Origin of the sequence: Sphingomonas sp. PAMC26645 (assembly GCF_004795835.1) — a bacterium.
Taxonomy (GTDB): Bacteria; Pseudomonadota; Alphaproteobacteria; order Sphingomonadales; family Sphingomonadaceae; genus Sphingomonas.
This window is the reverse complement of sequence record NZ_CP039249.1, coordinates 321,140-343,942: the sequence shown is the minus strand read 5'-3', so window position 1 is coordinate 343,942 and position 22,803 is coordinate 321,140. Positions and strand designations below refer to the sequence as shown.

General features: G+C 67.0%; 12 protein-coding genes. 10 read left to right on the top strand and 2 right to left on the bottom strand.

Going from position 1 to position 22,803, the window contains the following annotated elements:
* Positions 1 to 31: 31 nt before the first annotated feature.
* Positions 32 to 2,116 (top strand): acetyl/propionyl/methylcrotonyl-CoA carboxylase subunit alpha, encoded by a 2,085-nt coding sequence (locus E5673_RS01735; RefSeq protein ID WP_136188704.1) that lies wholly within the window; start codon positions 32 to 34, stop codon positions 2,114 to 2,116.
* A gap of 545 nt (positions 2,117 to 2,661) precedes the next feature.
* Positions 2,662 to 5,049 (top strand): DUF3772 domain-containing protein, encoded by a 2,388-nt coding sequence (locus tag E5673_RS01730; protein ID WP_136188703.1) that lies wholly within the window; start codon positions 2,662 to 2,664, stop codon positions 5,047 to 5,049.
* Here the strand turns inward: E5673_RS01730 and E5673_RS01725 are convergent, their stop codons facing one another.
* The gene (locus tag E5673_RS01725) at positions 5,050 to 5,991 is read right to left on the bottom strand and encodes a protein CsuE (protein WP_136188702.1); all 942 of its coding nucleotides are present in this window, start codon (positions 5,989 to 5,991) and stop codon (positions 5,050 to 5,052) included. It lies immediately after the preceding gene.
* Positions 5,992 to 6,322: 331 nt separating this feature from the next.
* On the opposite strand from E5673_RS01725, the gene E5673_RS01720 reads away from it, so the two are divergent.
* The gene (locus tag E5673_RS01720) at positions 6,323 to 7,630 is read left to right on the top strand and encodes a sugar porter family MFS transporter (RefSeq protein ID WP_136188701.1); all 1,308 of its coding nucleotides are present in this window, start codon (positions 6,323 to 6,325) and stop codon (positions 7,628 to 7,630) included.
* Between the two features lie 125 nt (positions 7,631 to 7,755).
* Positions 7,756 to 10,344 carry a TonB-dependent receptor gene (locus tag E5673_RS01715; RefSeq protein WP_247599518.1) on the top strand — a complete coding sequence of 863 codons (2,589 nt, stop codon included), beginning with the start codon at positions 7,756 to 7,758 and terminating at the stop codon, positions 10,342 to 10,344.
* 21 nt (positions 10,345 to 10,365) lie between these two features.
* Here E5673_RS01715 and E5673_RS01710 read toward each other — a convergent pair whose 3' ends face one another.
* Positions 10,366 to 12,465 (bottom strand): TonB-dependent siderophore receptor, encoded by a 2,100-nt coding sequence (locus tag E5673_RS01710; protein WP_247599517.1) that lies wholly within the window; start codon positions 12,463 to 12,465, stop codon positions 10,366 to 10,368.
* 123 nt (positions 12,466 to 12,588) lie between these two features.
* Between E5673_RS01710 and E5673_RS01705 the strand changes: the two genes are divergently transcribed.
* From E5673_RS01705 to E5673_RS01680, 6 genes are all read left to right on the top strand, one after another.
* Positions 12,589 to 13,764 (top strand): heparan-alpha-glucosaminide N-acetyltransferase domain-containing protein, encoded by a 1,176-nt coding sequence (locus E5673_RS01705; protein ID WP_247599516.1) that lies wholly within the window; start codon positions 12,589 to 12,591, stop codon positions 13,762 to 13,764.
* Positions 13,765 to 13,883: 119 nt separating this feature from the next.
* Complete coding sequence (locus E5673_RS01700) at positions 13,884 to 16,715, top strand: pitrilysin family protein (RefSeq protein ID WP_136188699.1); 2,832 nt, start codon at positions 13,884 to 13,886, stop codon at positions 16,713 to 16,715.
* 17 nt (positions 16,716 to 16,732) lie between these two features.
* A complete protein-coding gene (locus E5673_RS01695) occupies positions 16,733 to 17,032 on the top strand; it encodes a hypothetical protein (protein ID WP_056063904.1) in 300 nt (99 codons plus the stop codon).
* A gap of 89 nt (positions 17,033 to 17,121) precedes the next feature.
* Positions 17,122 to 19,035 carry a CocE/NonD family hydrolase gene (locus E5673_RS01690; protein ID WP_136188698.1) on the top strand — a complete coding sequence of 638 codons (1,914 nt, stop codon included), beginning with the start codon at positions 17,122 to 17,124 and terminating at the stop codon, positions 19,033 to 19,035.
* A gap of 138 nt (positions 19,036 to 19,173) precedes the next feature.
* Positions 19,174 to 21,684, top strand: coding sequence for a DegT/DnrJ/EryC1/StrS family aminotransferase (locus E5673_RS01685; protein WP_136188697.1), 2,511 nt, complete (start codon positions 19,174 to 19,176; stop codon positions 21,682 to 21,684).
* A gap of 14 nt (positions 21,685 to 21,698) precedes the next feature.
* Complete coding sequence (locus E5673_RS01680; protein WP_136188696.1) at positions 21,699 to 22,802, top strand: glycosyltransferase family A protein; 1,104 nt, start codon at positions 21,699 to 21,701, stop codon at positions 22,800 to 22,802.
* The last annotated feature ends 1 nt before the right edge of the window (position 22,803 follow it).

The window sequence follows — 22,803 nt, the reverse complement described above, 5'->3', positions numbered from 1 at the left end:
TCCGGCAAGACGGCACAGATTAGGGCGAGTGATGTTCAAGAAAATCCTGGTCGCCAATCGGGGCGAGATCGCGTGCCGCGTCATGCGGACCGCCAAGGCGATGGGCATCAAGACCGTCGCGGTCTATTCCGATGCCGACGCGCGCGCGCCGCATGTGCTGATGGCCGACGAGTCCGTCCGGCTCGGGCCGGCACCCGCCGCGGAAAGCTATCTCAAGGCCGAGCTGATCCTGCTCGCGGCCAAGGAAACCGGCGCGGACTGCATCCACCCCGGTTACGGCTTCCTCTCCGAACGCGAGAGTTTCGCGCTGGCGTGCGCCGAGGCGGGGATCGCGTTCGTCGGCCCGCCCCCCAACGCGATCGCCGCGATGGGCGACAAGATCGAATCGAAGAAGCTCGCCAAGGCCGCGGGCGTCAACGTCGTGCCGGGCTATCTCGGCGAGATCGACAGCACCGATCACGCGGTCGAGATCGCCGGCGGCATCGGCTATCCGGTGATGATGAAGGCGTCGGCCGGCGGTGGCGGCAAGGGCATGCGGCTCGCCTACAGCGAACAGGACGTCCGCGAAGGCTTCGAGGCGACCAAGCGCGAGGGGCTTGCCAGCTTCGGCGACGACCGCGTGTTCATCGAGAAGTTCATCGAATCGCCGCGCCACATCGAGATCCAGCTGATCGGCGACCAGCACGGTAACATCGTCTACCTCAACGAGCGCGAATGCTCGATCCAGCGCCGCCACCAGAAGGTCGTCGAGGAGGCGCCGTCGCCGTTTGTCACGCCCAAGATGCGGAAAGCGATGGGCGAGCAGGCGGTCGCACTGGCACAGGCGGTCGGCTATTATTCCGCGGGGACGGTCGAGCTGATCGTGTCGGGGGCGGATACGACGGGGGAGGGGTTCTACTTCCTCGAGATGAACACCCGGCTGCAGGTCGAGCATCCGGTTACCGAGGAGATTACCGGGCTCGATCTGGTCGAATTGATGATCCGGGTTGCTGCCGGGGAACCGCTCGGGTTCGGGCAGGATGACGTGAAGCTCAACGGCTGGTCGATCGAGAACCGGGTGTACGCCGAGGACCCGTATCGCGGGTTCCTGCCGTCGATCGGTCGCCTGGTGCGGTATAATCCGCCCCTCCCGTTCGCCCTGAGCGAAGTCGAAGGGCATGCCCCGAGCGAAGGTGCTTCGACTTCGCTCAGCACTAACGGGGAGGGGGTGGCGGAGTCCGCGGAACCCCGAGTCCGCGTCGACGACGGCGTCCGCGAGGGCGGCGAGGTCAGCATGTTCTACGACCCGATGATCGCCAAGCTCATCACCTGGGCACCCACCCGCGACGGCGCCATCGCCGCGCAGATCGCTGCGCTCGACGCGTTCGAGCTGGAGGGGCCGGGCAACAACATCGATTTCCTGTCGGCGATCATGCAGCATCCGCGCTTCCTGTCGGGCGCACTGACCACGGGCTTCATCGCCGAGGAATATCCCGACGGCTTCCACGGTGCGCCCGCCGACGCCGAACTGCTGAAGACGCTCGCCGCGGTCGCCGCCTTCGCCGCCACGGCAGAAGCCGACCGCGCCCGCCGCATCGACGGCCAACTCGGCAAGCGCCTCCGCCCGCCCGCCGACTGGTCGGTGACGATCGACAAGATCGACCACGCGGTGACGGTCTCGACCGACGGCATCATGGTTGATGGCGAAGACCTCGACCTGGCGCTCGAATATACGCCGGGCGACCGCATGGTGGTCGCAGACGGCCACGGCGCGGATGGCGACGAACACCTGACGATCCGCATCGCCAAGGCCCGCGCCGGCTTCAAGCTTACCGCGCGAGGGGCGAGCCACGTCGCCCGCGTGCTGCCGTCACGTGTCGCACCGTACACCGCGCACCTGATCGAGAAGGTCGCACCCGATCTGTCGAAGTTCCTGATCTGCCCGATGCCGGGGCTGCTGGTGCGGCTCGACGTAGCGGCAGGCGACAGGGTCGAAGCGGGGCAGGCGCTTGCCGTGGTCGAGGCGATGAAGATGGAGAACATCCTGCGCGCTGAGAAGACAGGGACGGTGAAGTCGGTCGCGGCGAAGACGGGGGATAGCTTGGCGGTCGATCAGGTGATCCTCGAACTCGACTGAACGACGCGCGGTCCAGATCTGCCCCAGCCAACGCCCATCCCGCCCCGTCATGCCGGGCTCGTTCCGGCATCCACCGTTCCGCAGGGTCGAGAGAGTTGAATGTGCGGGACGGTGGGTCCCGGCCTCCGCCGGGATGACGGAGGGGGAAGGGGCTGCTTTCCTGCTGGCAATCATGGCGCAGCGGACCGCACGTCTTGTTTCCCCGCGAAGGCGGGTACCCAGTCTGGGCTCCCGCCTTCGCGGGAGAACAAGCAGGGGCGGGAGACGACCGTGTCCTCGGGACGTGTCCCCCCAGAAACCCCACCCCGGCGGAGGCCGGGGCTCAGTTGGGAGCGGCTGATGACTAAAACCGACGCGCCGTTACTTCGACCTTTCCAACTGGGCCCCGGCCTTCGCCGGGGTGGTACATCGGTCGTCGGGTGGGGCGTGTGAGGGGCAGGCGCTCATTCTAAGGCACTGCCGAAAACAGAGGCAGAGGTGCCGGTACCCAAGCCCAACGCCACCACCCCTCCCGTTTCCGGCCCCACCGCTGTACAGCACCCCGGATGACCCTCCTCCGTTACCTCGCCGCGCTTCTCCTCCTAGTCACCGCGCTCCCCGCGATCGCGCAGGACGAGCCCAAGGTCGCGACCGTCGCTGCCAGCCTGACGCAAGCCTCTACCGAGCTCCAGGCGATCGACGACGCCACCCCCGCCGCGCGCGACGACAAGGCGCGGCAAGCCCTCCGTACCCGCGCGCAAACCGTGCAGACCACAGCCGCCGACGCCGTCCGCACGCTCACCCCCGAGATGGCCCTCGTCCAGGCGCGCGTCACCGAGCTCGGCGCCGCCACCCCCGGCGTCGTCGAGGCACCCGAGATCCGCGCGCAACGCAAGCTCCTCGCGCAGAGCCAGTCCGCGATCGACTCCGCGATCAAGCGCGCGCGCCTCATCGGGATCGAAGCCAAGCAGCAGATCGACGACATCGGCGCGGCCGAGGCGGAGGAACTCGGCCAGCAATTGTCCGAAAACACCGGATCGCCGCTGTCGCCGACGTTATGGGCGGCGATCGTGGATCATCTGCCGCGCGACACCGCGCGAATGATGCGGTTCGCCAATGTCGAGGTTCGCCAGTTCGGCGCACGGTTCGACATGCGCGCCGGCACCGGCCTGCTGATCGGAATCCTGACCGCGCTGGTGTTGATTGTGCCGTTGCGGCGCTGGCTGCACGGCGTCGGCCGGCGCTATGCGACCAACCACGCGCCCGGCGGTCGACTGCGCCGCTCGGCCTACGCGCTGTGGCTGGTGGTGATCGGCACCGCGCTGCCGGGCCTCGCCGCATGGGCGATCGTCGCGTCGCTGCGCTGGGCCGGGCTCGTCTCGCCTGCCTGGAGCCGGTTCGGCGCGCTCTTCGTCGGGATCTCGTGGTTCTGCGCGTTCGTGTCGTCGCTCGGCGGCGCGCTCCTGTTGCGTGGCCAGTCGACGTGGCGGCTGCTTCCGATCGGCGACCCGGCGTCCCAGGCGCTGCGGCCGTACACCTGGATGGCCGCCGGGCTGATCTTCTTCGGCCAGTTGCTGATCGCGACCAACACGCTGATCGGTATCAGCGCGCCCGCATCGAGCGCTGCCAATGCGGTCGTCGCGCTGCTGCACATCGTCCTGCTCGGCGCGATCCTGGTAACGCTCGGCCGGTTGCGCGCCGCCGCGCTGCCCGACCCGACGAAGCCCGCGCGCAACACGCTGCTCGCGATCGTCGCGACGCTCGTCTGGCTGGTGCTGGTCGTGACGCTGATCGCCGGGCTGATCGGCTATGTGAACTTCGCGCTGAAGGTCGCGACGTGGTTGCTGTGGGGCACGATCGTCGGTGCGTCGTTGTACCTGATGATGACCTTCACCGACGATGCGTGCCGGACGTTGCTGTCGAGCGGCAACCGTCTCGGGCGGTCGGCGAACAGCGGCTTCGGGGTCGACAACAAGACCGTCGACCAGATCGGCGTGCTGCTGTCGGCAGTGCTGCGGCTGCTGCTGATCCTGCTTGCAGTCGGCGCGGTGATGGCGCCGTTCGGGGCGGGCGTCGGCTCGGCGTTCGAGCTGTTCGGGACGGTCGCGAACGGCGTGACGATCGGCCAGGTCACGATCTCGCCGGGCGCGGTGCTGCGCTCGATCGCGGTGCTGTTCGTCGCGCTCGCGATCATGCGCGGGCTGCAGCATTGGCTGGTGAACAGCTATCTGCCGACCACCGCAATGGATGCCGGCGCGCAGAATTCGGTGATGATGGTCGCGCGCTACGCCGGGATCATCGCGGCGGTGCTGTGGGCGCTCGGCGCGCTCGGGATCGGCATGGAGAAGCTGGCCGTGGTGCTCGGCGCGCTGTCGGTGGGGATCGGCTTCGGCCTCCAGGCGATCACGCAGAACTTCGTCTCGGGCCTGATCCTGCTCGCCGAGCGCCCGGTGAAGATCGGCGACCTCGTCCGGATCGGCAACATGGAAGGCGACGTGAAACGCATTAACGTCCGCTCAACCGAGATCCAGGTCGCGGACCGCTCGACTCTGATCGTGCCGAATTCGGAGCTGATCACCAAGACGATCCAGAACATGACTCTGGCCGCGCCGATCGGCCGGATCCAGCTGCAATTCTCGGTGCCGCTTGAGGAGGATCTGGATGCGGTGCGGACGATGCTGTTCGCGGCATTCGCGGAGAAGCACGAGGTGCTCGACGATCCCGAGCCCAAGGTGTTCATCGATTCGATCGACGCCGGCCGCGCCAAGTTCAACTGCTTCGCGTACGTGGCGAGCCCACGCGACGCCTATCCGATGCGCAGCGAACTGCTGTTCACGCTGCTCCGCCAGTTCCGCGAGGCGGGGATCGAAGTCGGCTCGACCGCGACCAAGATGGAACTGGTCGGGGGCCTTCCCGACTTGCGCTCGGCGGACGAGCGCTCTGGCCCTGCCTGATCATTTCACCGAATAGGGAATCGAGATCGTATAGGCCGTGCCGGCTGCCATCGGCCCTTTCGGATTGAACTGGACCGCGGTGACCAGTCCCTGCGTCACCAAGTCGCCCGCGACGGGCTTGTAGCCCCACACGTTGTTGCCGCTGGCAAAGTCGACATCGTCGCCCGTGTCCGAAGGCGATGCATAGTTGAATTTCAGCCCGGTCGTGCCGGTCGTATCGCCAGCCTGCACGACCGCCCCCGACCCCGCGCCGTCGCCATCCAGCGCCACGCGCAATCCGGCGGGGGTAGGCAGCGTCACGGTCAGCGTATCGAGCGGTACGATGTCCGGATTCGCGATCTTGACGATCATACGCAATTTCGAACCGGGAATGGCCTTGGGATTGTTGGTCGACGCGGACGCCTCCCAGGTGGTTCTCTGCGATATCGAGACGATGGCGCCCATTTCAGCGACCGTCATCCGCATGCTGACGATCCCGCTTGCGCTGCCGGTATCGCTGAGCACGCAGACGTCGAGCCCGAGTACCTTGGCACCAAGCAACGTGCAGAACGACCAGTCCCACTTCACCTCGAAGCTGCCGGTATAGACGCCGGGTGCGAGGGGGGTCGTGCTTCGTGCCTTCAGGTAGAGCGGTACGGCGGCGCGCGTGTTGGTCAACAGCGATGTCGTGCCGTTGATGATGGTTCGCGGCGTGCCGGCGACCAGTTGGTTTTGCCCCCCTGAGTCCGCGGCCAGCAGATAAGTGGCGGTCGCGCCTGCAGGAGATTTCAATGTGTAGACCGTACCGGACTTGACTGTAACGACCAGACTGTCGCCACTCATCAAGGCCAGCAGCGGCGTGGAATTGCAGCCGAACGATCCGGTCATGGCCACGTACGGCATCGCCGATGGAAGCTTGTCGGTCGAGAACAATGCGGCTGGCGAAAAAGTGCCGAGGTCCACCGGCGGTACCGGTGGCGATCCTGCAGGTGGTGTTTGCGTTACGGCACATGCGGCCAAAGCGGGGGTTGCCATCAGACCGAGACAGAGTGCTACGACTCCGGCCAAGCGCCTGATAAAGCGTATTGGCCCCAATCGCCGACCGTGATCGATATTCACCGCGTACCTCGCACCATGCTCACGGCGTAGCGCTAGGCGCGCATTCGTTAATGCGTTTTGAAGAACCGGAAACGGGTGTTTTCGTGTGCCAAAACGGCAGGCGTCGGTCTTGCGAAGGCGCGTAAAACGTTCACAACACGGTGATGACGATCGCTCCTTCCATCGACGGCGCCTTATGAGCGCGCAGCCCCGCACGATCCTGATCGCGAGCGTCGCCACCGCCGCGCTTGCCGGGCTGTTGTTCGGTTTCGATACCGCGGTGATCGCCGGCGTCACCGGCGCGCTGAAGGCGAAGTTCGCGCTCAGCGAGGCGTGGCTCGGCTTCACCGTGTCGTCCGCGCTTTGGGGTACGCTGATCGGCGCGCTGTTCGTGGGCACGCTCGGTGATCGCTATGGCAGCCGCAACGTGCTGCGAATGCTCGCCTTCCTCTACGTCGTCACCGCGCTTGGCTGCGCGCTGGCGTGGAACTGGCACAGCTTCATCGGCTTCCGCTTCATCAACGGCATCGCGATCGGCGGCTCGTCGGTACTCGCGCCCGCCTATATCGCCGAGCTCGCGCCACCGGCACAGCGCGGCAAGATGGTCGGCGGCTTCCAGTTCGCGGTCATCCTCGGCATCCTGCTCGCCTATGTCTCGAACGCGGTCATCGGTTCGCTCGATCTCGGCGACGTCGAGTGGCGGTGGAAGCTCGGGATCGTCGCGGCGCCGTCGCTGGTGTTCTTCGCATTGCTGTTCCGCATTCCCAATTCGCCGCGCTGGCTGCTCGCCAAGGGCCGCGACGTCGAGGCGAAGCAGGTGCTCGCGCTGGTCGGCATGAGCCCCGACGTCGCGCGCGCGGACCTCGATGCGCCGAAGGGCGATGCGAAGCTCTCCTGGACGCGTCACCGCAAGCCGATCACGCTCGCGTTCCTGGTCGCTATGTTCAACCAGTTCAGCGGTATCAACGCGTTCCTCTATTACCTCAACGACATCTTCAAGGCGTCCGGCGGGAGCCTTTCGCCCGATCTCCAGGCGGTGATGATCGGGGTCGCCAACATGGTCTTCACGCTGCTCGGGATGCTGCTGATCGACCGGATCGGCCGTCGCACGCTGCTGCTCTGGGGCTCGGCCGGCATGACCGCGGCGCTCACCGTCGGCGGGCTGGCGCTGCTCGGCGTGCTGCCCAACTGGCTGCTGCTACCGTCGCTGATCGTCTTCATCATGTTCTTCGCGCCGGGCTCGGGCGCGGTGATCTGGGTCTATATCTCCGAGGTCTTCCCGCAGAACGTCCGCGCGCGCGGATCGAGCATCGGGTCATCGAGCCACTGGGGCTGGAACGCGGTGATCGCGCAGGTCTTCCCGATCGCTGCAGCATGGTCGGCAGGCGCCCCGTTCCTGTTCTTCGCCGCGATGATGGCGGTGCAGTTCGTGACCGTGTTCCTCTACTTCCCCGAGACCAAGGGCGTGCCGCTGGAGGAGATGGAAGCGCATATGTCGCGATAACCCGCGCTTGTGACGAAAGCACCGCCGAACCGGCACAATCCTGCGACAATTGCCGCCTAATCGGCATGCTCGATCATCGGGGTGGAACGGGTATGCGCAGTTTGGGTCTGGTTCTGGCAGTGAGCATGCCTGCAATGGTGGCCGCGCAACAGGCACCGTCGCGCCCCGCCGCCGCACCCGCCGCGCAAGCGCCCGAGCAGGACGAGGGCGGCGAATCCGAGGAGATCGTCGTCACGGGTTCGCGCAAGCTGCCGGGCGCGGTGATCGGCGATATCCCGCCAGACCAGACTTTGGGTCAGGCAGAGATCCGGTCCTACGGCGTCAGCACGGTCTCCGACCTGCTCAACGAACTCAGCCCGCAGACCACCAGCGGTCGTGGCAGCGGCGGCGCGCCGGTCGTGCTGCTCAACGGCCGCCGCATCTCCAGCTTCAGCGAAATTCGCGACATCCCGACCGAGGCGATCCAGCGCGTCGAGATCCTGCCCGAGGAGGTCGCGCTCAAATACGGCTACCGTGCCGACCAGAAGGTCGTGAACTTCGTCCTGCGCCGCCGCTTTCGCGCGGTGACCGCGGAGGCCGCCGACACGCAGGCGACCGAGGGTGGGGGCAATACCCCCAAGGGCTCGCTTGATATGCTCAACATCGCGCGCGATCGCCGGCTCAACCTGCACGTCGAATACACGTCGAGCGAGCCGCTCACCGAATCGCAGCGCGACATCCTCCAGCCTCAGCAGACCGCGAACAGCGGGCTCGGCGCGGATGGCAATGTCGTCGACCAGCGGCCGTTCCGCACGCTCCAGTCCGCGACCAGCACCTTCACCGCGAACAGCGTCTATGCGCGCAACATCTTCGGCAACATCGGCGCGACGATCAACGGCCGCCTAGAATCGACCGACAGCCGCAGCCTCAACGGCCTGCCCGTCGTCGCGCTGACGCCGTTCGGCAGCACCACGCCCGTCAATCGCGCGATCGAAGACGACGGCGTCCTGCCGCTGACCCAGCGCACCTCGTCGATCGCCGCGCATCTCGGCACCACACTCAACGGCGATATCGGCACGTGGCGCTGGAACGTGACGGGCAATTACGACCGCAGCGACACGCAGACCTTCACCGAGACCGGCGTCGACGCGAGCGCCTTCGCTGCCCGCATCCGCGCCGGCGATCCGACCGCGAACCCGTTCGGCCGGCTGAGCGCGAGCGACTTCGGCGCACTGCCCGGCAACCGCGCCTATGCGACACAGAGCACCGGTGAACTGGATGCGGTCGCGAACGGCACCCTGTTCTCGCTGCCCGCAGGCGCAGTCTCGACGACGATCAAGCTCGGTGCCGAAACCGCCGATTTCAAAAGCCGCTCGTACCGCACCGTCAATCTCCTCGGGGTCGATACGCAGGGACGGGTGTCGCGCGACACGGTCAATGGCCAGGTCAATGTCGACGTGCCGCTGACGAGCCGGTCGAAGGATGTGCTGCCGTTCCTCGGAACGCTGTCGGCGAACTTCAACCTCGCCGAGGATCATCTGTCGGACTTCGGCACGCTGCAAACACTCGGCTACGGCGCGAACTGGTCGCCGATCGAAGGCGTGCGCGTGATCGCATCCGTGACCGACACCGACGAGGCACCGACCGCGCAGCAGCTTGGCAACCCGTCGATCACCACGCCCAACGTCCGCGTGTTCGACTATGTGCGCGGCGAGACCGCGACCGTCACGACGATCAGCGGCGGCAATCCCGGGCTGGTCGCGGACAACAATCACGTCAAGAAAGTCGGGCTGACGATAAAGCCCTGGTCCGCCAAGGACCTCTCGATCACCGCCAACTATGTCGAGAGCCGGGTCGACAACCCGATTGCAGCCTTCCCCGCAGCGACGGCGGCGATCGAGGCGGCGTTCCCCGATCGCTTCCAGCGCGACGCCGGCGGCGCCCTGCTTCAGGTCGATCGCCGGCCGATCAATTTCGCGCGCAGCGATCGCTCCGAACTGCGCTGGGGGATCAACTTCTCGGCGCCGCTCAAGTCTAAGATACAGCGCGAGCTCGAGGCGTATCGTGCAGGCACCGGTCCCAACCCGTTCGAAGGCCTGCAACCGCCGGGCGGCTCCCGTCGTCCCGGTGGCGCAGGCGGCGATGGTCCGCGTGGCGACGGTCCGCGCGCGGGCGGCCCCGGCGCTGGTGGTCCCGGCGGCGGCGGCGGAGGCGGGCGTGGCTTCGGCGGACGCGGCGGGCAGGCCGGCGGCCGCATTCAGTTCGCGGTTTACCACACCTGGCACTTCACCGATCGCGTCCTCGTCGCAGACGGCGGCCCGAGTCTGAACCTGCTGAACGGCGACGCGATCGGCAACAGCGGCGGGCAGGCGCGTCACGAGCTGGAGGCGCAAGCCGGATACACCAACAACGGTCTCGGCGCGCGCATCTCCGCCAACTACGCGACCGGCACGCGCGTCAACGGCGGCACGATCGCCGCGCCCGAGACGCTCAATTTCGGCGGCCTCGCCACCGCCAATGCTCGCCTGTTCGCCGATCTCGGCCAGCGGCTCGAATGGGTGAAGGCGCATCCGTGGCTGCGCGGCATGCGCGTCAGCCTGTCGGTCGATAACGTCTTCAACACCCGCCAGCGCGTCACCGACGCGACCGGCACGGTGCCCAACACCTACCAGCCCGACTATCTCGACCCGCTCGGCCGCACCGTCCGCCTCAGCATCCGCAAACTGTTCTTCTAACGGGGCAAAGTCCGCCGCGGATCACTGGCTCAAGCGAACTGACAGCCGGACCGTCCGCGGTGCCCCCGGGAAGACCCACACCGGGCTGTACGAACTCTGCGCGAACCGGGCGTCGAACAGATTGTCGGCCTCGGCGCGCACCGACAGACGCCGCGAGACCGCGTATTCGACCGCCGCCTTGGCCTTCACATAGTCGGGCAGGACGAGCCCGCTCGTGTCGATCGCGCCCGCCCGCTTGCCTATGTAGCTGGCGCCAGCGCTAATTGATGGCCCACGCCCCTCGTCGTCGAGGAAGCGCCCAATCGCGAACACTGTCGCGGCATGTTCGGGCACGTTGAGCACGCGGTCGGTCGCGAAGATGCTGTCGTCGGTCCGCGCGCGCGTCCAGGCATAGTTGGCGACGACCTGCCAGCGTTTCGCGAGGCGCACCGAGGCGTCGAACTCGATCCCCTTGCTCGACAACTTGCCGACCGGCGCGAGAAAGTTCGGATCGACCGGATCGTTGGTCAGGATGTCGCGCTTGGCGATGTCGAAATACGTCACCGCAACGTCGACGCCCGGGAATGCGGCCGTGCCGCCGATCTCGTATCCCTTGCCACGTTCGGGTGAGAATCCCTGGTTGTCGCGCCCCGTGCCCGAGTTGAGCAGGAAGCTTTCGCCCCAGTTCGCATGGACCGCGAAGACGTCGCTCAGCGCGTATCGGCCACCCAGCCGGAAGTTCACCGGCTCGTCGACCGTTCGCCCGACCACGCCGGTCCGGTTGTTGTGGATCTGCTGGCGATACGCATCGAAGCGGACGCCACCCGTCAGCGTGAACCGATCGGTCACGTCCCACATGTCCTGCGCATACAGCGTGGCGGACCGCCGCGTCTCGTCATTGTCCGTGAACGGCGCCAGCGGCAGCGCCTGCCCGCCGTAAACCGGCGCGAACACGTCGATCGCATACGGGTTGGCCGCAGTCGGGTTCCGCCGCAACAGTCCCTCGTGATAGTCGAGCGTATAGCCCTTCACGCCGACGCTGGCACGGTGCGCGCCGAACCGTCCGGTCAGTTCCAGCCGCGCGGACAGGTCGTCGACGGTGTAGTCGCGCGCACGTCGCTGGCGCCACAGCGTCTGGCCGCCGACGAGCCGCGACTGGTCGGACGAGAACCCGCGGAGCGATCCCGTCCGCCAGGCCACGCCGCCATTGAGCGAGATACGGTCGTCGAGCCGCGCCTCGCCGGTCAGTTGATGACGCTGGTTGCGAAACCGCGTCGTGCCGTCGCCGGGCTCCCCGTAGAACCGCGACCGTGGCAGCGCGTTGGCGTCGCCGCCGATCGCCGGGATGCCGCGATCGAACGGCGCATCGAACCGCGTGATCTCGCCGACATAGGTCAGCCGAAGGCCATCGCGTGGCGCCCAGGTCAGCGAGGGCGCGACGACGCGGCGGCGCAACGGCACGAAATCGCGCCAGCCATCGCTGTCCTCGGTGGCGACGACGATCCGCGCGGCGATCGTGTCGGACAGCGGACCGGTCGCATTGATCTCGACCCGGCGCGTGTCGAACGAGCCATGGGTGAACGTCGCGGTCGCGCTGGGTGTGAAGCGTGGCGTCTTGCTGACGATGTTGACGCGGCCGCCCGGATCGATGTCGCCGAACAGCGCGCCGGCCGGGCCCTTCAACACCTCGATCCGCTCGGTCGTCGCCGGATCGCCCGGCGGCGCGAGGCCACGATTGGCGAGGAACCCGTCGACATAATATTCGGCGCCGCCGTCGGGCGTGCCGAGAAACCCGCGGATCGCGAAATTGTCGAGGAAGCCGCCGCGGTTGTTCTGGTTGCTGACCCCGCTGACGAGTTCGAGCGCGTCGCCGAGCCGGTACGTCCCCGCCGCGGTGAGCAGGTCGCGCTCGAGCGAGCGGCTGGATTGCGACATGCGTTCGGTGGCGAGGTCCGACGACAGGGTGCGATCCGCCCGTGTGCTGCGCGTGCCGAGAACGACGATCGTCTCGGCCTCGCCGTCGACCCGTCGTTCCTCGCGCTCCGGATCGCGGTCGGTCTTGTCCTGCGCCTCGGCAGTAACGGGGCAGGCGAGCAGCAAAAAAATGCTCGCGAAGGCGATCGATCGTGGACGCGTCGACAAAAATTGTTGCCTTCTCTGTGATGATGTAACATCGCGATTGACGGAGGTGCTTCGATCTTGTCAACCGTTTTAAGTCCGATACCCGACGTTGCCGGAACGCGAGCCTTGGCGTTCGATACCCCTGTGCAAGCTCCAACGGGCGCGCAGTCCAGGCGGTCGCGGATCGTCTCGGTCGATGCGCTGCGCGGGTTCGTCATGCTGCTGATGCTCGTCGATCACACCCGCGAACTCTTCTATTACCCTATGCAGGTGAGCGACCCGATGGCGTTGCCGGCGACGCCGCCGTCCCTGTTCTTCACGCGGCTCACGGCGCACCTGTGTGCGCCCGTCTTCGTGCTGCTGACCGGGCTCGCCGCATCGCTATACGCGGACTCGCGCGGCGGAGATGCCGGCGGCGGCAGGACAGCGGCGTCGTCGTTCCTGCTGAAGCGCGGGCTGTTCCTCGTCGCGCTCGAAGTGACGGTCGTCAATTTCGCCTGGTCGTTCGATCCCACCCCCGCGATCGTCTATCTCCAGGTGATCTGGGTGATCGGGCTGGCGATGATCGCACTGGCGGCGCTGGTCCATCTTCCGCGCATCGCCGTGCTCGTCCTCGGGCTGGCGATCGTGCTGGGCCACAATCTGCTCGATCCGATCACCTTCACGTCCGACCAGCCGGGCTATGTCGCCTGGAGCATGCTGCACGATCGCGGGTTTATCGACCTGCCGTTCGGCGCAAGGGCGCGGACGTCCTATCCGTTGCTGCCCTGGATCGGCGTCATCGCGCTTGGCTGGTCGATCGGGCCGTGGTTCGCGCGCCAGGTCGACCAAGACGTCCGTCGTCGTCGCCTGGTGATGACCGGCGCTGCGGCGCTCGCGCTGTTCGCGGTACTGCGCGCGCTGAACGGCTACGGCGAGCCGCTGCCGTGGCAGGCGGCCGCAACGCCGCTCGCGACGATCATGAGCGTTCTCAACCTCACCAAATACCCACCGTCCGCGGACTTCCTCCTGCTAACGCTAGGCATCGGCATGCTGCTTCTCGCGGCGTTCGAACGCACATCGGCGCGGTTGAACGGCGTGCTCGTGGTGTTCGGATCGGCGCCGTTGTTTTTCTATATCCTGCATCTCTATTTGCTCCACGGCGTGAACAGCCTGACCGGTGCGGTAACGGGCGGCGCGATCAAGGGGCTGGTCAGCGTCCCGAACGTCGCGTCGATCTGGCTCGTTGCCGCCGCCGCCGCCGTGCCGTGCTGGTTCGCGTGCCGGTGGTTCGGACAGTTCAAACGGACCCATACCGGCTGGTGGTGGCGATACCTGTGAGACGTCCCGGCGTACCAGCGCGGATCGCCTCGAAACTCGACGTATCTATCTGTTGCCCGGCGACAAAGCGTGGCTATGCTGCGACGATATCATTCTGAAACACGGGGTAATGTTCGCATATGGCTTTGAAAATGACCGCGCTTGCCGGCGTCGCCGCAATTGCTCTCGTCTCGCCCGCATCCGGTCAGGGCCAGCGCGCAGCGACCCCCGCGGCAAAGCCTGCACCGGTCGCGGACCTCGTCAAGTCGGTCGATATTCCCTACCAGCAGTTTACGCTGAAGAACGGCCTGCGCGTCGTCGTGCACACCGACCGCAAGGCGCCGGTGGTGGCGGTGTCGGTCTGGTATAATGTCGGCTCGAAGTTCGAACCTAAGGGCAAGACCGGCTTCGCGCATCTGTTCGAGCATCTGATGTTCAACGGCTCCGAGAACGCCCCCGGCGACTTCTTCGAACCGCTGAAACAGGTCGGCGCGACCGACTTCAACGGCACCACCTATTTCGATCGCACCAATTACTTCGAGACGGTGCCGACCGCGGCGCTCGATCGCGCGCTGTTCCTCGAATCCGACCGGATGGGCTATCTTACCGGCGCGATCACGCAGGGCGTGCTCGACGAGCAGCGCGGCGTCGTCCAGAACGAGAAGCGCCAGGGCGACAACCAGCCCTACGGCCTGACCCAGTACAAGATCACCGAGGGGCTGTTCCCCGCGGATCACCCGTACGGCCACACCACGATCGGCTCGATGGCGGATCTCGACGCCGCCTCGCTGCAGACGGTGAAGGACTGGTTCAAGGATCATTACGGCCCGAACAACGCCGTGCTGGTGCTCGCCGGGGACGTCGATGCGGCCACCGCCAAGCGGCTCGCCGAGAAGTATTTCGGCGGCATCCCGAAGGGCCCCGAGAGCATCGTCCCACCCGCGCCGATCCCGACCCTGCCGGCTCCGGTCAGCGAGACGATCAAGGACCGCGTCGCCGCCGTCATGGTCAGCCGCAACTGGGTGGTCCCCGGCCTGAACGACAAGGACGGCACCGCGCTCGACGTCGCGGCAGGGGTGCTCGGCGGCCTCGCCAGCAGCCGGTTCGACACCGCGCTGGTCAAGAAGGAGAAGCTCGTCGTCAGCATCTCCGCCTATAACCGCAGCTTCAGCCAGCTCGGCATGTTCGGCATCCGTGCGATCGTCCGGCAAGGCGTCGACCCCGCGCTCGTGTCGAAGCGCATCGACGAGATCATGGCGGACTTCATCAAGAACGGGCCGACCGCCGACGAAGTCAGCCGCGTCGCGACGACGACCGCGGCCAGCACGATGGAAGGGCTCGAGTCCGTCGGCGGGTTCGGCGGCAAGGCCGTGACGCTGGCCGAGGGCGCGCTGTATTCGAACGATCCGGGCTTCTACAAGAAACAGCTCCTGCAGCTTGCAGCCGAAACGCCCGCGAGCGTGAAAGCCGCTGCAGCCAAGTGGCTGTCGCGCCCGGCCTATTCGCTGACCGTCGTGCCCGGACCGCGCGATGCCTATGCCAATGCGGTCGTGCCGCCCAAGGTCGACGTACCGCCGGCCGCTGACGTGCCGTTCAAGGGTACGCGCGGGCCGCTGCCCGGCGTCGGCACGGTTGCCGGCCTCAGCTTCCCGGCGGTCCAGCGTACGCGCCTCGCGAACGGTATCGAGCTGGTCTACGCACAGCGCACGGCAGTACCGGTGACGCAGGCGGTGCTCAGCTTCGATGCGGGTGTCGCGGCGGACGTCCCCGGCAAGCTCGGCACGCAGCAGCTGACGCTGTCGATGATGGACGAGGGCACGCCGACGCGCGATTCGGTCGCGCTGGCCGAAGCCAAGGAGCGGCTCGGGGCGGAGATCGGCACGGGCGCTTCGAACGACCGGACCTTCCTGTCGTTGCAGGTACCGAGCGCCAATCTCGCCCCCGCGGTCGAGCTGTTCGCCGACATCGCGCAGAACCCGGCATTCGCCGATGCCGAGGTCGCGCGCGTCAAGAACCAGCAGCTCGCACAGATCGCGCAGGAACTGACCAGCCCGCAGGGACTGGCGACGCGCGTGCTGCCACCGCTGCTTGGGCCGAACTCGCCCTATGCCAAGGCACAGGGCAGTGGCGATCCGAAGGCGGTGGCGGCACTGACCCGCGCCGATCTGGTCGCTTTCCAGCAGGCCTGGCTGCGGCCGGACAAGGCGAAGATCTTCGTCGTCAGCGATCGTCCGCTCGCCGAGGTGAAGGCGGCGCTCGATGCGCGCTTCGGAACGTGGCGGCCGACCGGGGCGGCAGGCGTCAAGGCGTTCCCGGCGAGCGTGACGCCGTCCGCGCCGAAGATCGTCCTGATCGACCGGCCCGACAGCCCGCAGTCGCTGATCATCGCGGGCGTGCCGACCGGGCTGAAGGGCACGCAGGACCTGTTGCCGATCGCGACCGCGAACGATGCGCTCGGCGGCAGCTTCCTCGGCCGCGTCAACATGGACCTGCGCGAGAGCAAGCACTGGTCCTACGGCGTCTCGGGTCGCTTCCAGCAGTCGGAAAACGCCGCACCGTACATCCTGTCGGCACCCGTTCAGGCGGACCAGACCGGTCCGTCGATCGCCGCACTGCGCAGCGATATCGGCGCGTTCCTCGGCAAGGAGCCGATGACCCAGGCGGAGTTCGACCGGGCGATCAACGGCGCGATCCGTTCGTTGTCGGGTAATTTCGAGACGTCGGACGCGGTGCTGGGCGCGATGCAGCAGAACGATCTGCTCAAGCGACCCGACAATTACTACGCGACGATCACGCAGCGATACCAGGGCCTTAACCTGCCGCAACTCAACACTGCGATCCAGCAGGCGCTCGACCCGAAGAAGACGATCTGGGTCGTGGTCGGCGATGCGAAGACGGTGCGCCCGCAGCTTGACAGCATCGGCCTCCCGGTCGAGGTCATTCCCGCGGCGTCGGTAGCCGGCGCCAAATGATTTCAGGAGAGAGAGCAATGGCAAACGTCGATGGCAGCTGGGATTGCGTGGTCAAGTCGCCGCTGGGCGACCAGAAGATGACGTTGACCGTCAATAGCGCCGGCAACACCTTCACCGGTGCGGTGTCGGGCGCGATGGGCGGCATGGACGTCACCGGTGACGTCGATGGCGACACGATCACCTGGAAGCAGAGCATGACCGTGCCGATGCCGATGACGCTCGACTGCAAGGCGACTGTCGAGGACGACGTCCTCAAGGGCAGTGTCGCGGCCGGCGCCTTTGGCAGCTTCCCGCTGACCGGCACGCGGACGGCCTGATCGCCTGAATTGCTACGAGAGGGGCTCGTCTTTCCACACGGAAAGGCGGGCCTTTTTCTTTTTCAGTCCGGGAGGGAAGGAAGAAGAAAATGAAATCGACGACCCATCTGTTTGCCGCCTGCGCGCTCGCCGCGCTGACGACCGCGACAACCACCCCCGCGACCGCACAGAATTACGACGAACGCCCCGCCAAGATGGCGCCGCGCGACGTCGGCTATGACTATGTGCGCAAGGTCGTTGAGATCCCGATGCGCGACGGGGTCAAGCTCCACACCGTCATCATCGTGCCGAAAGGCGCGAAGGACGCGGGCATCCTGATGACGCGCACGCCCTACGACGCCGACGGCCAGACCAAGGTCGACAGCGGCACCTATGCCGGCATCCTCGAACACGGCGACGGCGCGGGCGACGTGATCGCCGCGGCGGGCTACATCCGCGTGATCCAGGACGTCCGCGGCATGCACGCTTCGGAGGGCATCTACATGATGAACCCCGCGCGCGCCGGCACCGCGCAGAACCCGACCAAGACCGACGATTCGACCGACACCTACGACACGATCGACTGGCTGGTGAAGCACGTTCCCGAATCGAACGGCCGCGTGGGGATCAGCGGGATCAGCTATGACGGCTTCCTGCCGCTGATGGCGCTGATCAACCCGCACCCCGCGCTGAAGGTGTCGGTGCCGATGAACCCGATGGTCGATGGCTGGCGTGGCGACGACTGGTTCCACAACGGCGCGTTCCGGGAGGGCATGATGCCCTACGTCCTCGGTCAGGAAGCGACCAAGGATGCCGGCACACCGTGGATCACCGACACCGCCGACGATTACGACTATTACCTCAAGGGCGGCTCGGCGGGCGCGATCGGCAAGGCGCAGGGGCTCGAACAGCTCGGCTTCTGGCGCAAGATCACGCAGCATCCTGCCTACGACGCGTTCTGGTCGACTCAGGCGATGGACACCGTGCTCGCCGGCCAGCCATTGAAGGTTCCGACGCTGATCGTCGGCGGCCTGTGGGATCAGGAGGATATCTACGGTGCGCCTGCGGTCTATCGCGCGCTGGAGCCCAAGGACACCGCCAACGACATGGTCTACCTGTCGATGGGCCCCTGGTATCACGGGCAGGAAGTGCGCGACGGCAGCGCGCTGGGGGCGATCAAATGGGATGCCGACACCGCCAAATGGTGGCGCTGGCACGTCCTCGCACCGTTCCTCGCACATTACCTGAAGAGCGACCAGCCGGCGATGGACGTCGCCCCGGTGACGATGTTCCAGTCGGGCCGCAACGAATGGCAGAGGCTCGAAAAGTGGCCGACCGCGCAGACCGCGGGCACGCCATTGTACCTCAAGCCCGGTGGCACGCTCGGGTTTCAGGCGGCCGGCGGTGCGGCGACGACTGCGGACTATATCTCCGATCCGGCCACGCCGGTCAGCTACCGCGTGCGCCCGACGCTGCCGACCTATGCGAGCGGATCGACGTGGAAACAGTGGCTGGTCGACGACCAGCGCGCGGTCTCCGGCCGCCCCGACGTGCTGACCTTCACCACCGATGCGCTCACCACGCCAACCACGATCGCAGGCGTTCCGGAGGTGAACCTCACCGCCTCGACCAGCGGCACCGACAGCGACTGGGTGGTGAAGCTCATCGACGTGTATCCGGACGTCTATCCCGGCGACAAGGCGATGGCGGGCTATCAATTGTCGGTGGCGATGGACATCTTCCGCGGCCGCTACCGTGAGGATCTCGCCGTGGCCAAGCCGATCGCGGCGAACGTGCCGCTCAAATACAAGTTCGCGCTGCCGACCACCAACCACGTCTTCCTGCCCGGCCACAAGATCATGGTGCAGGTCCAGTCGAGCTGGTTCCCGCTCTACGATCGCAATCCGCAGACCTTCGTCCCGAACATCTTCTTCGCGCAACCGAAGGATTACGTGAAGGCGACGCAGAAGGTGACGGTCGCTGGACCCGACGAAAGTTACATCAGCCTTCCGCTAATACGTTGATTAGTCTTGCATCATCCCGGACACGTGCCGGGATGATGTAAGGAAAACATCGCCCTGCATCCATCGTAATGTGGCAGCGTAACTGGTTCTTAGGAGGCCGTGGATCATAGGTCTGCGGCACAACAGACCGGATCGCCGATGAAACGCCTCCCCCTGATCGCGCCGAACCCGCCGCGGCTGAGCGAGCACCTCGATGCGCTGCGCCGCGTCGAGGCGTCGGGCGTGTTCAGCAACAACGGTCCCGAGGTTCGCGCGTTCGAGGCCGGCGTCACCGATAAGCTCTTCGGCGGCCACGGCGCCAGCCTCGCCGTCGGCAATGCCACGCTCGGGCTGATGCTAGCGATTCGCCACGCATCGGGGATGCGGACCGGTGGTCTGAACCCCAAGCAGGGCACGCTCGCGCTGATGCCCGCACTCACCTTCGCCGCGACCGCGCAGGCCGCGGCATGGGCGGGGCTGACGCCGTTGGTCTGCGACATCGACGCAAACGACTGGGGTGCGTGCGCGCTCGAGGAGGAGCGGCTGCTGCAACGCCACGGCGAGCGGATCGGCGTGGTCGTGCCGTACGCAACGTTCGGCAACGCGATCGACCTCGACCGCTACGTCCATTTCCAGCGGCGCTACGGCGTCGGCGTCGTGATCGACGCGGCCTCTTCGCTCGGCACGCTCGACGATTCGGGGCTCGGCTTCGGCGCGCGTGCGCCGTTCGCCGTGGTGCATTCGATGCACGCCACCAAGACGTTCGCGGTGGGCGAGGGCGGTCTGATCCACAGCGGCGACGTCGACCTGATCGCGACGCTGCGGTCGATGGGCAATTTCGGATTCGAAGGCAGCCGCAACGCGACTTTGCCGGGCATCAACGCCAAGCTACCCGAAATTACCGCGATCATGGCGCAGACCAAGCTGGCCGAGATCGACGCAATCGCCGACCACCGCGCCGTGCTGGAGGAAACCTACCGCGCAACGCTCCCCGACTTCCAGTTCCAGGCAGTGTCGGGCCGGCGTCGCTCAATGCAGTTCATGCCGGTGCTGCTCCCCGAGCACATCGCCCACCACCGCGACGCGATCGTCGAGGCGATCGAGGCGGACGGCGTCGGTTGCGGCCGCTATTTCAGCCCGCATCTCGGCGAACAGCCCTGGTTCCAGGCGACCGCGATGATCGAGCCCACCCCGGTCGCCGACAGGATCGCCGGGCGGATGCTGTCGCTGCCGATCACCGATGCGATGTCGGTTGCCGACGCGCGGCGCGCTGCCGAAGCGCTCGCGAACGCCTGCGCCGCGATCGTCCGGCCGTTCGACCGGCGTGCGTCGGTGCGAGGGGCGGGCGGCAAGATCGCGTCGGTCATCGTGATCGGCGGCGGCCCCGCGGGGACGGCGATGCTCACCTCGGCGACCAAGCGCGGCCTGCTCCCCGATCTCGCCGCGTCCGGGCTGATGGTGATCGAGCGCGGTAATGCGATCGGCGGCGGGCGGCTCGGTCGCTATGCGATCACGTCGGATTCGACCGCGCAGACCTTCCTGACCGCGGTCCGAGGCAACGTGCATCCCGAACTCGCGCGGCTGGTCGATCATCCCGCCGGACGCGCGGTCGCGGCGCACGAGGGCGCGCTGGGCGTGCCGTTGACCGAGGTCGGGCCATTGCTGCGCGCGACCGGCGACCGGCTGACCGATATCGTCCGCGCTAATGGCGGCGTCGTGCTGACCGGGCACGAGGCGTTGGGCGCAAAACGCGTCGGCGAAGGCCTGTGGAGCGTACAGGTCCGCCGCCTCGCCGATGGCCATGTCTTCGAGCAGCTCGCCCGTAACATCGTCGTCGCGACCGGCGGTCACCAGCCGATCGACCGGCTCGCCACGCAGCGGGTCGCGGGCGCCGGCTTGATCGAGCTGGCGAGCGGACGCCTGCTCCAGTCCGACGACGTGCTGACGACCGGCGGGTTCGAGAAGGTCGCCGATATCCTGACCGGCAAGCGCGCGCCGAAGATCGCGGTGATCGGCGGTTCGACCAGCGCGTTGACTACGATCGCGCTGCTGCTGAAGAGCCAGCCGCCGCTGCCGTTGGGGGCAGGGGCGATCACGTTGCTGCACCGCAGGCCGCTCCGCCCCTTCTATCATTCGGTCGAGGCCGCGCATGCCGAGGGGTTCACCGATTTCGGCGCCGACGACATCTGCCCGGTGTCGGGGTTCGTCTACCGCCTCGCCGGTTTCCGGCTCGAAGCGCGCGACCTCGTGCTGCGGATGCTCGGTATCGACGGCCGCGTACCCGATCCCCGCGTGGCGCTGCACCGGATCACGGGCGACGACGATGCGGTCGCACGGGCAGCAATCGCGGAAGCCGACCTCGTCATCGCGGCGCTGGGCTATCGCCCGATCGCGATGCCGCTCGCCGACCGCGATGGCGCGCAGATGCCGCTGGCCGCGCATGACGGAAAGCCGATGGTCGACCGCCACTGCCGGATCGTCGACGATCAGGGCGCGCCGATCCCCGGCCTGTACGGGCTCGGCCTGGCCGCCGGCTTCGTGCCCTGGGGTGCTCTCGGTGGCGAATCCAGTTTCTCCGGGCAAGCCAATGGCTTATGGCTCTGGCAGAACGACGTGGGGTTGATGATAATCGATCAGGTGATGGCATCGAAGGCACTGGCAGCAGCGTGACGTCGGACGACCGAATGGCTGATCCCGTCGTGAGCCCCGCCGTTAGCCCCGTCGTCAGCGTGGTCATGGCGGCGTATAACGGCGCCGGGTTGATCGAGGAAACGCTCGCCAGCCTGCAAGCGCAGACCTTCACCGATTTCGAGGTGATCGTCGTCGACGACTGTTCGACCGACGACACGCGCGAGGTGGTGCGCGCCTGGCGCGATCCCCGCGTCCGACTGGTCCAGATGGCGAAGAACGGCGGCCCGGTACTCGCCCGCAACCGCGGGTTTGCCGAGGCGCGCGGCCGCTACATCGCCGCGCTCGACCATGACGATATCTGCCGACCCGATCGCTTCGCCCGCCAGGTCGCGTATCTCGACGCGCATCCAGACACCGTCTTGCTGGGCACCGCCGCCGAACTCCTGACCGCCGGCGTGGTCGGTCCGTCCAGCTATGCGCCGACGACCACGCCCGCGCTGGTCGCATGGCTCACCTGTATCGAGAACCCGCTTGTCTGGTCGTCGACGATGATGCGGACGGAGGTGGCACGACAGCTCGACCCGGTGACGCGGCCGGAGCTCCTGTATGCCGAGGATTTCGACCTGTATCAGCGGATACAGCATTTCGGCGCGATCGCGCGGCTGGACGAAGCGCTGGTGCTGTACCGCGTCCATCCCGGCGGCGTCTCGAAGCGTTTCGTCGATACGATGGAGGCGGCCTCGGTCCGCGTCCTGACCGAACGCTACGCCCGGCTGTTCGACGATCGCGCGGAGCGGATCGCGCGCCTGATCATGCTGCACAACATGGCCAAGCGCCCGGTCCCCGATCGCGCCGCGCTGGCGACGCTGGGCAGTGCGCTGAGCGTCATCCAGGCGGACTTCCTGGCGACGCACGACTGTTCCGCGCATGACATCCGCCTGATCCGCTGGGAAACCGCGCGGCGCTGGGGCGATATCGGCCGGGCAGGGCTACGCGCCGGGACGGTCAGCCTGCAAGACGTGCTGGCCGTGCGCCCCGATCATCTCGGGCTCGGCTATGCCGGCGTCGAAGCGCTGTTGTGGTCGGGGCTCATCGGCGGCGTCAGGCGCGCACGCCGGAGAATGCAGCAGAGCCGCATGGCCCAGACCGCGGAGTAGC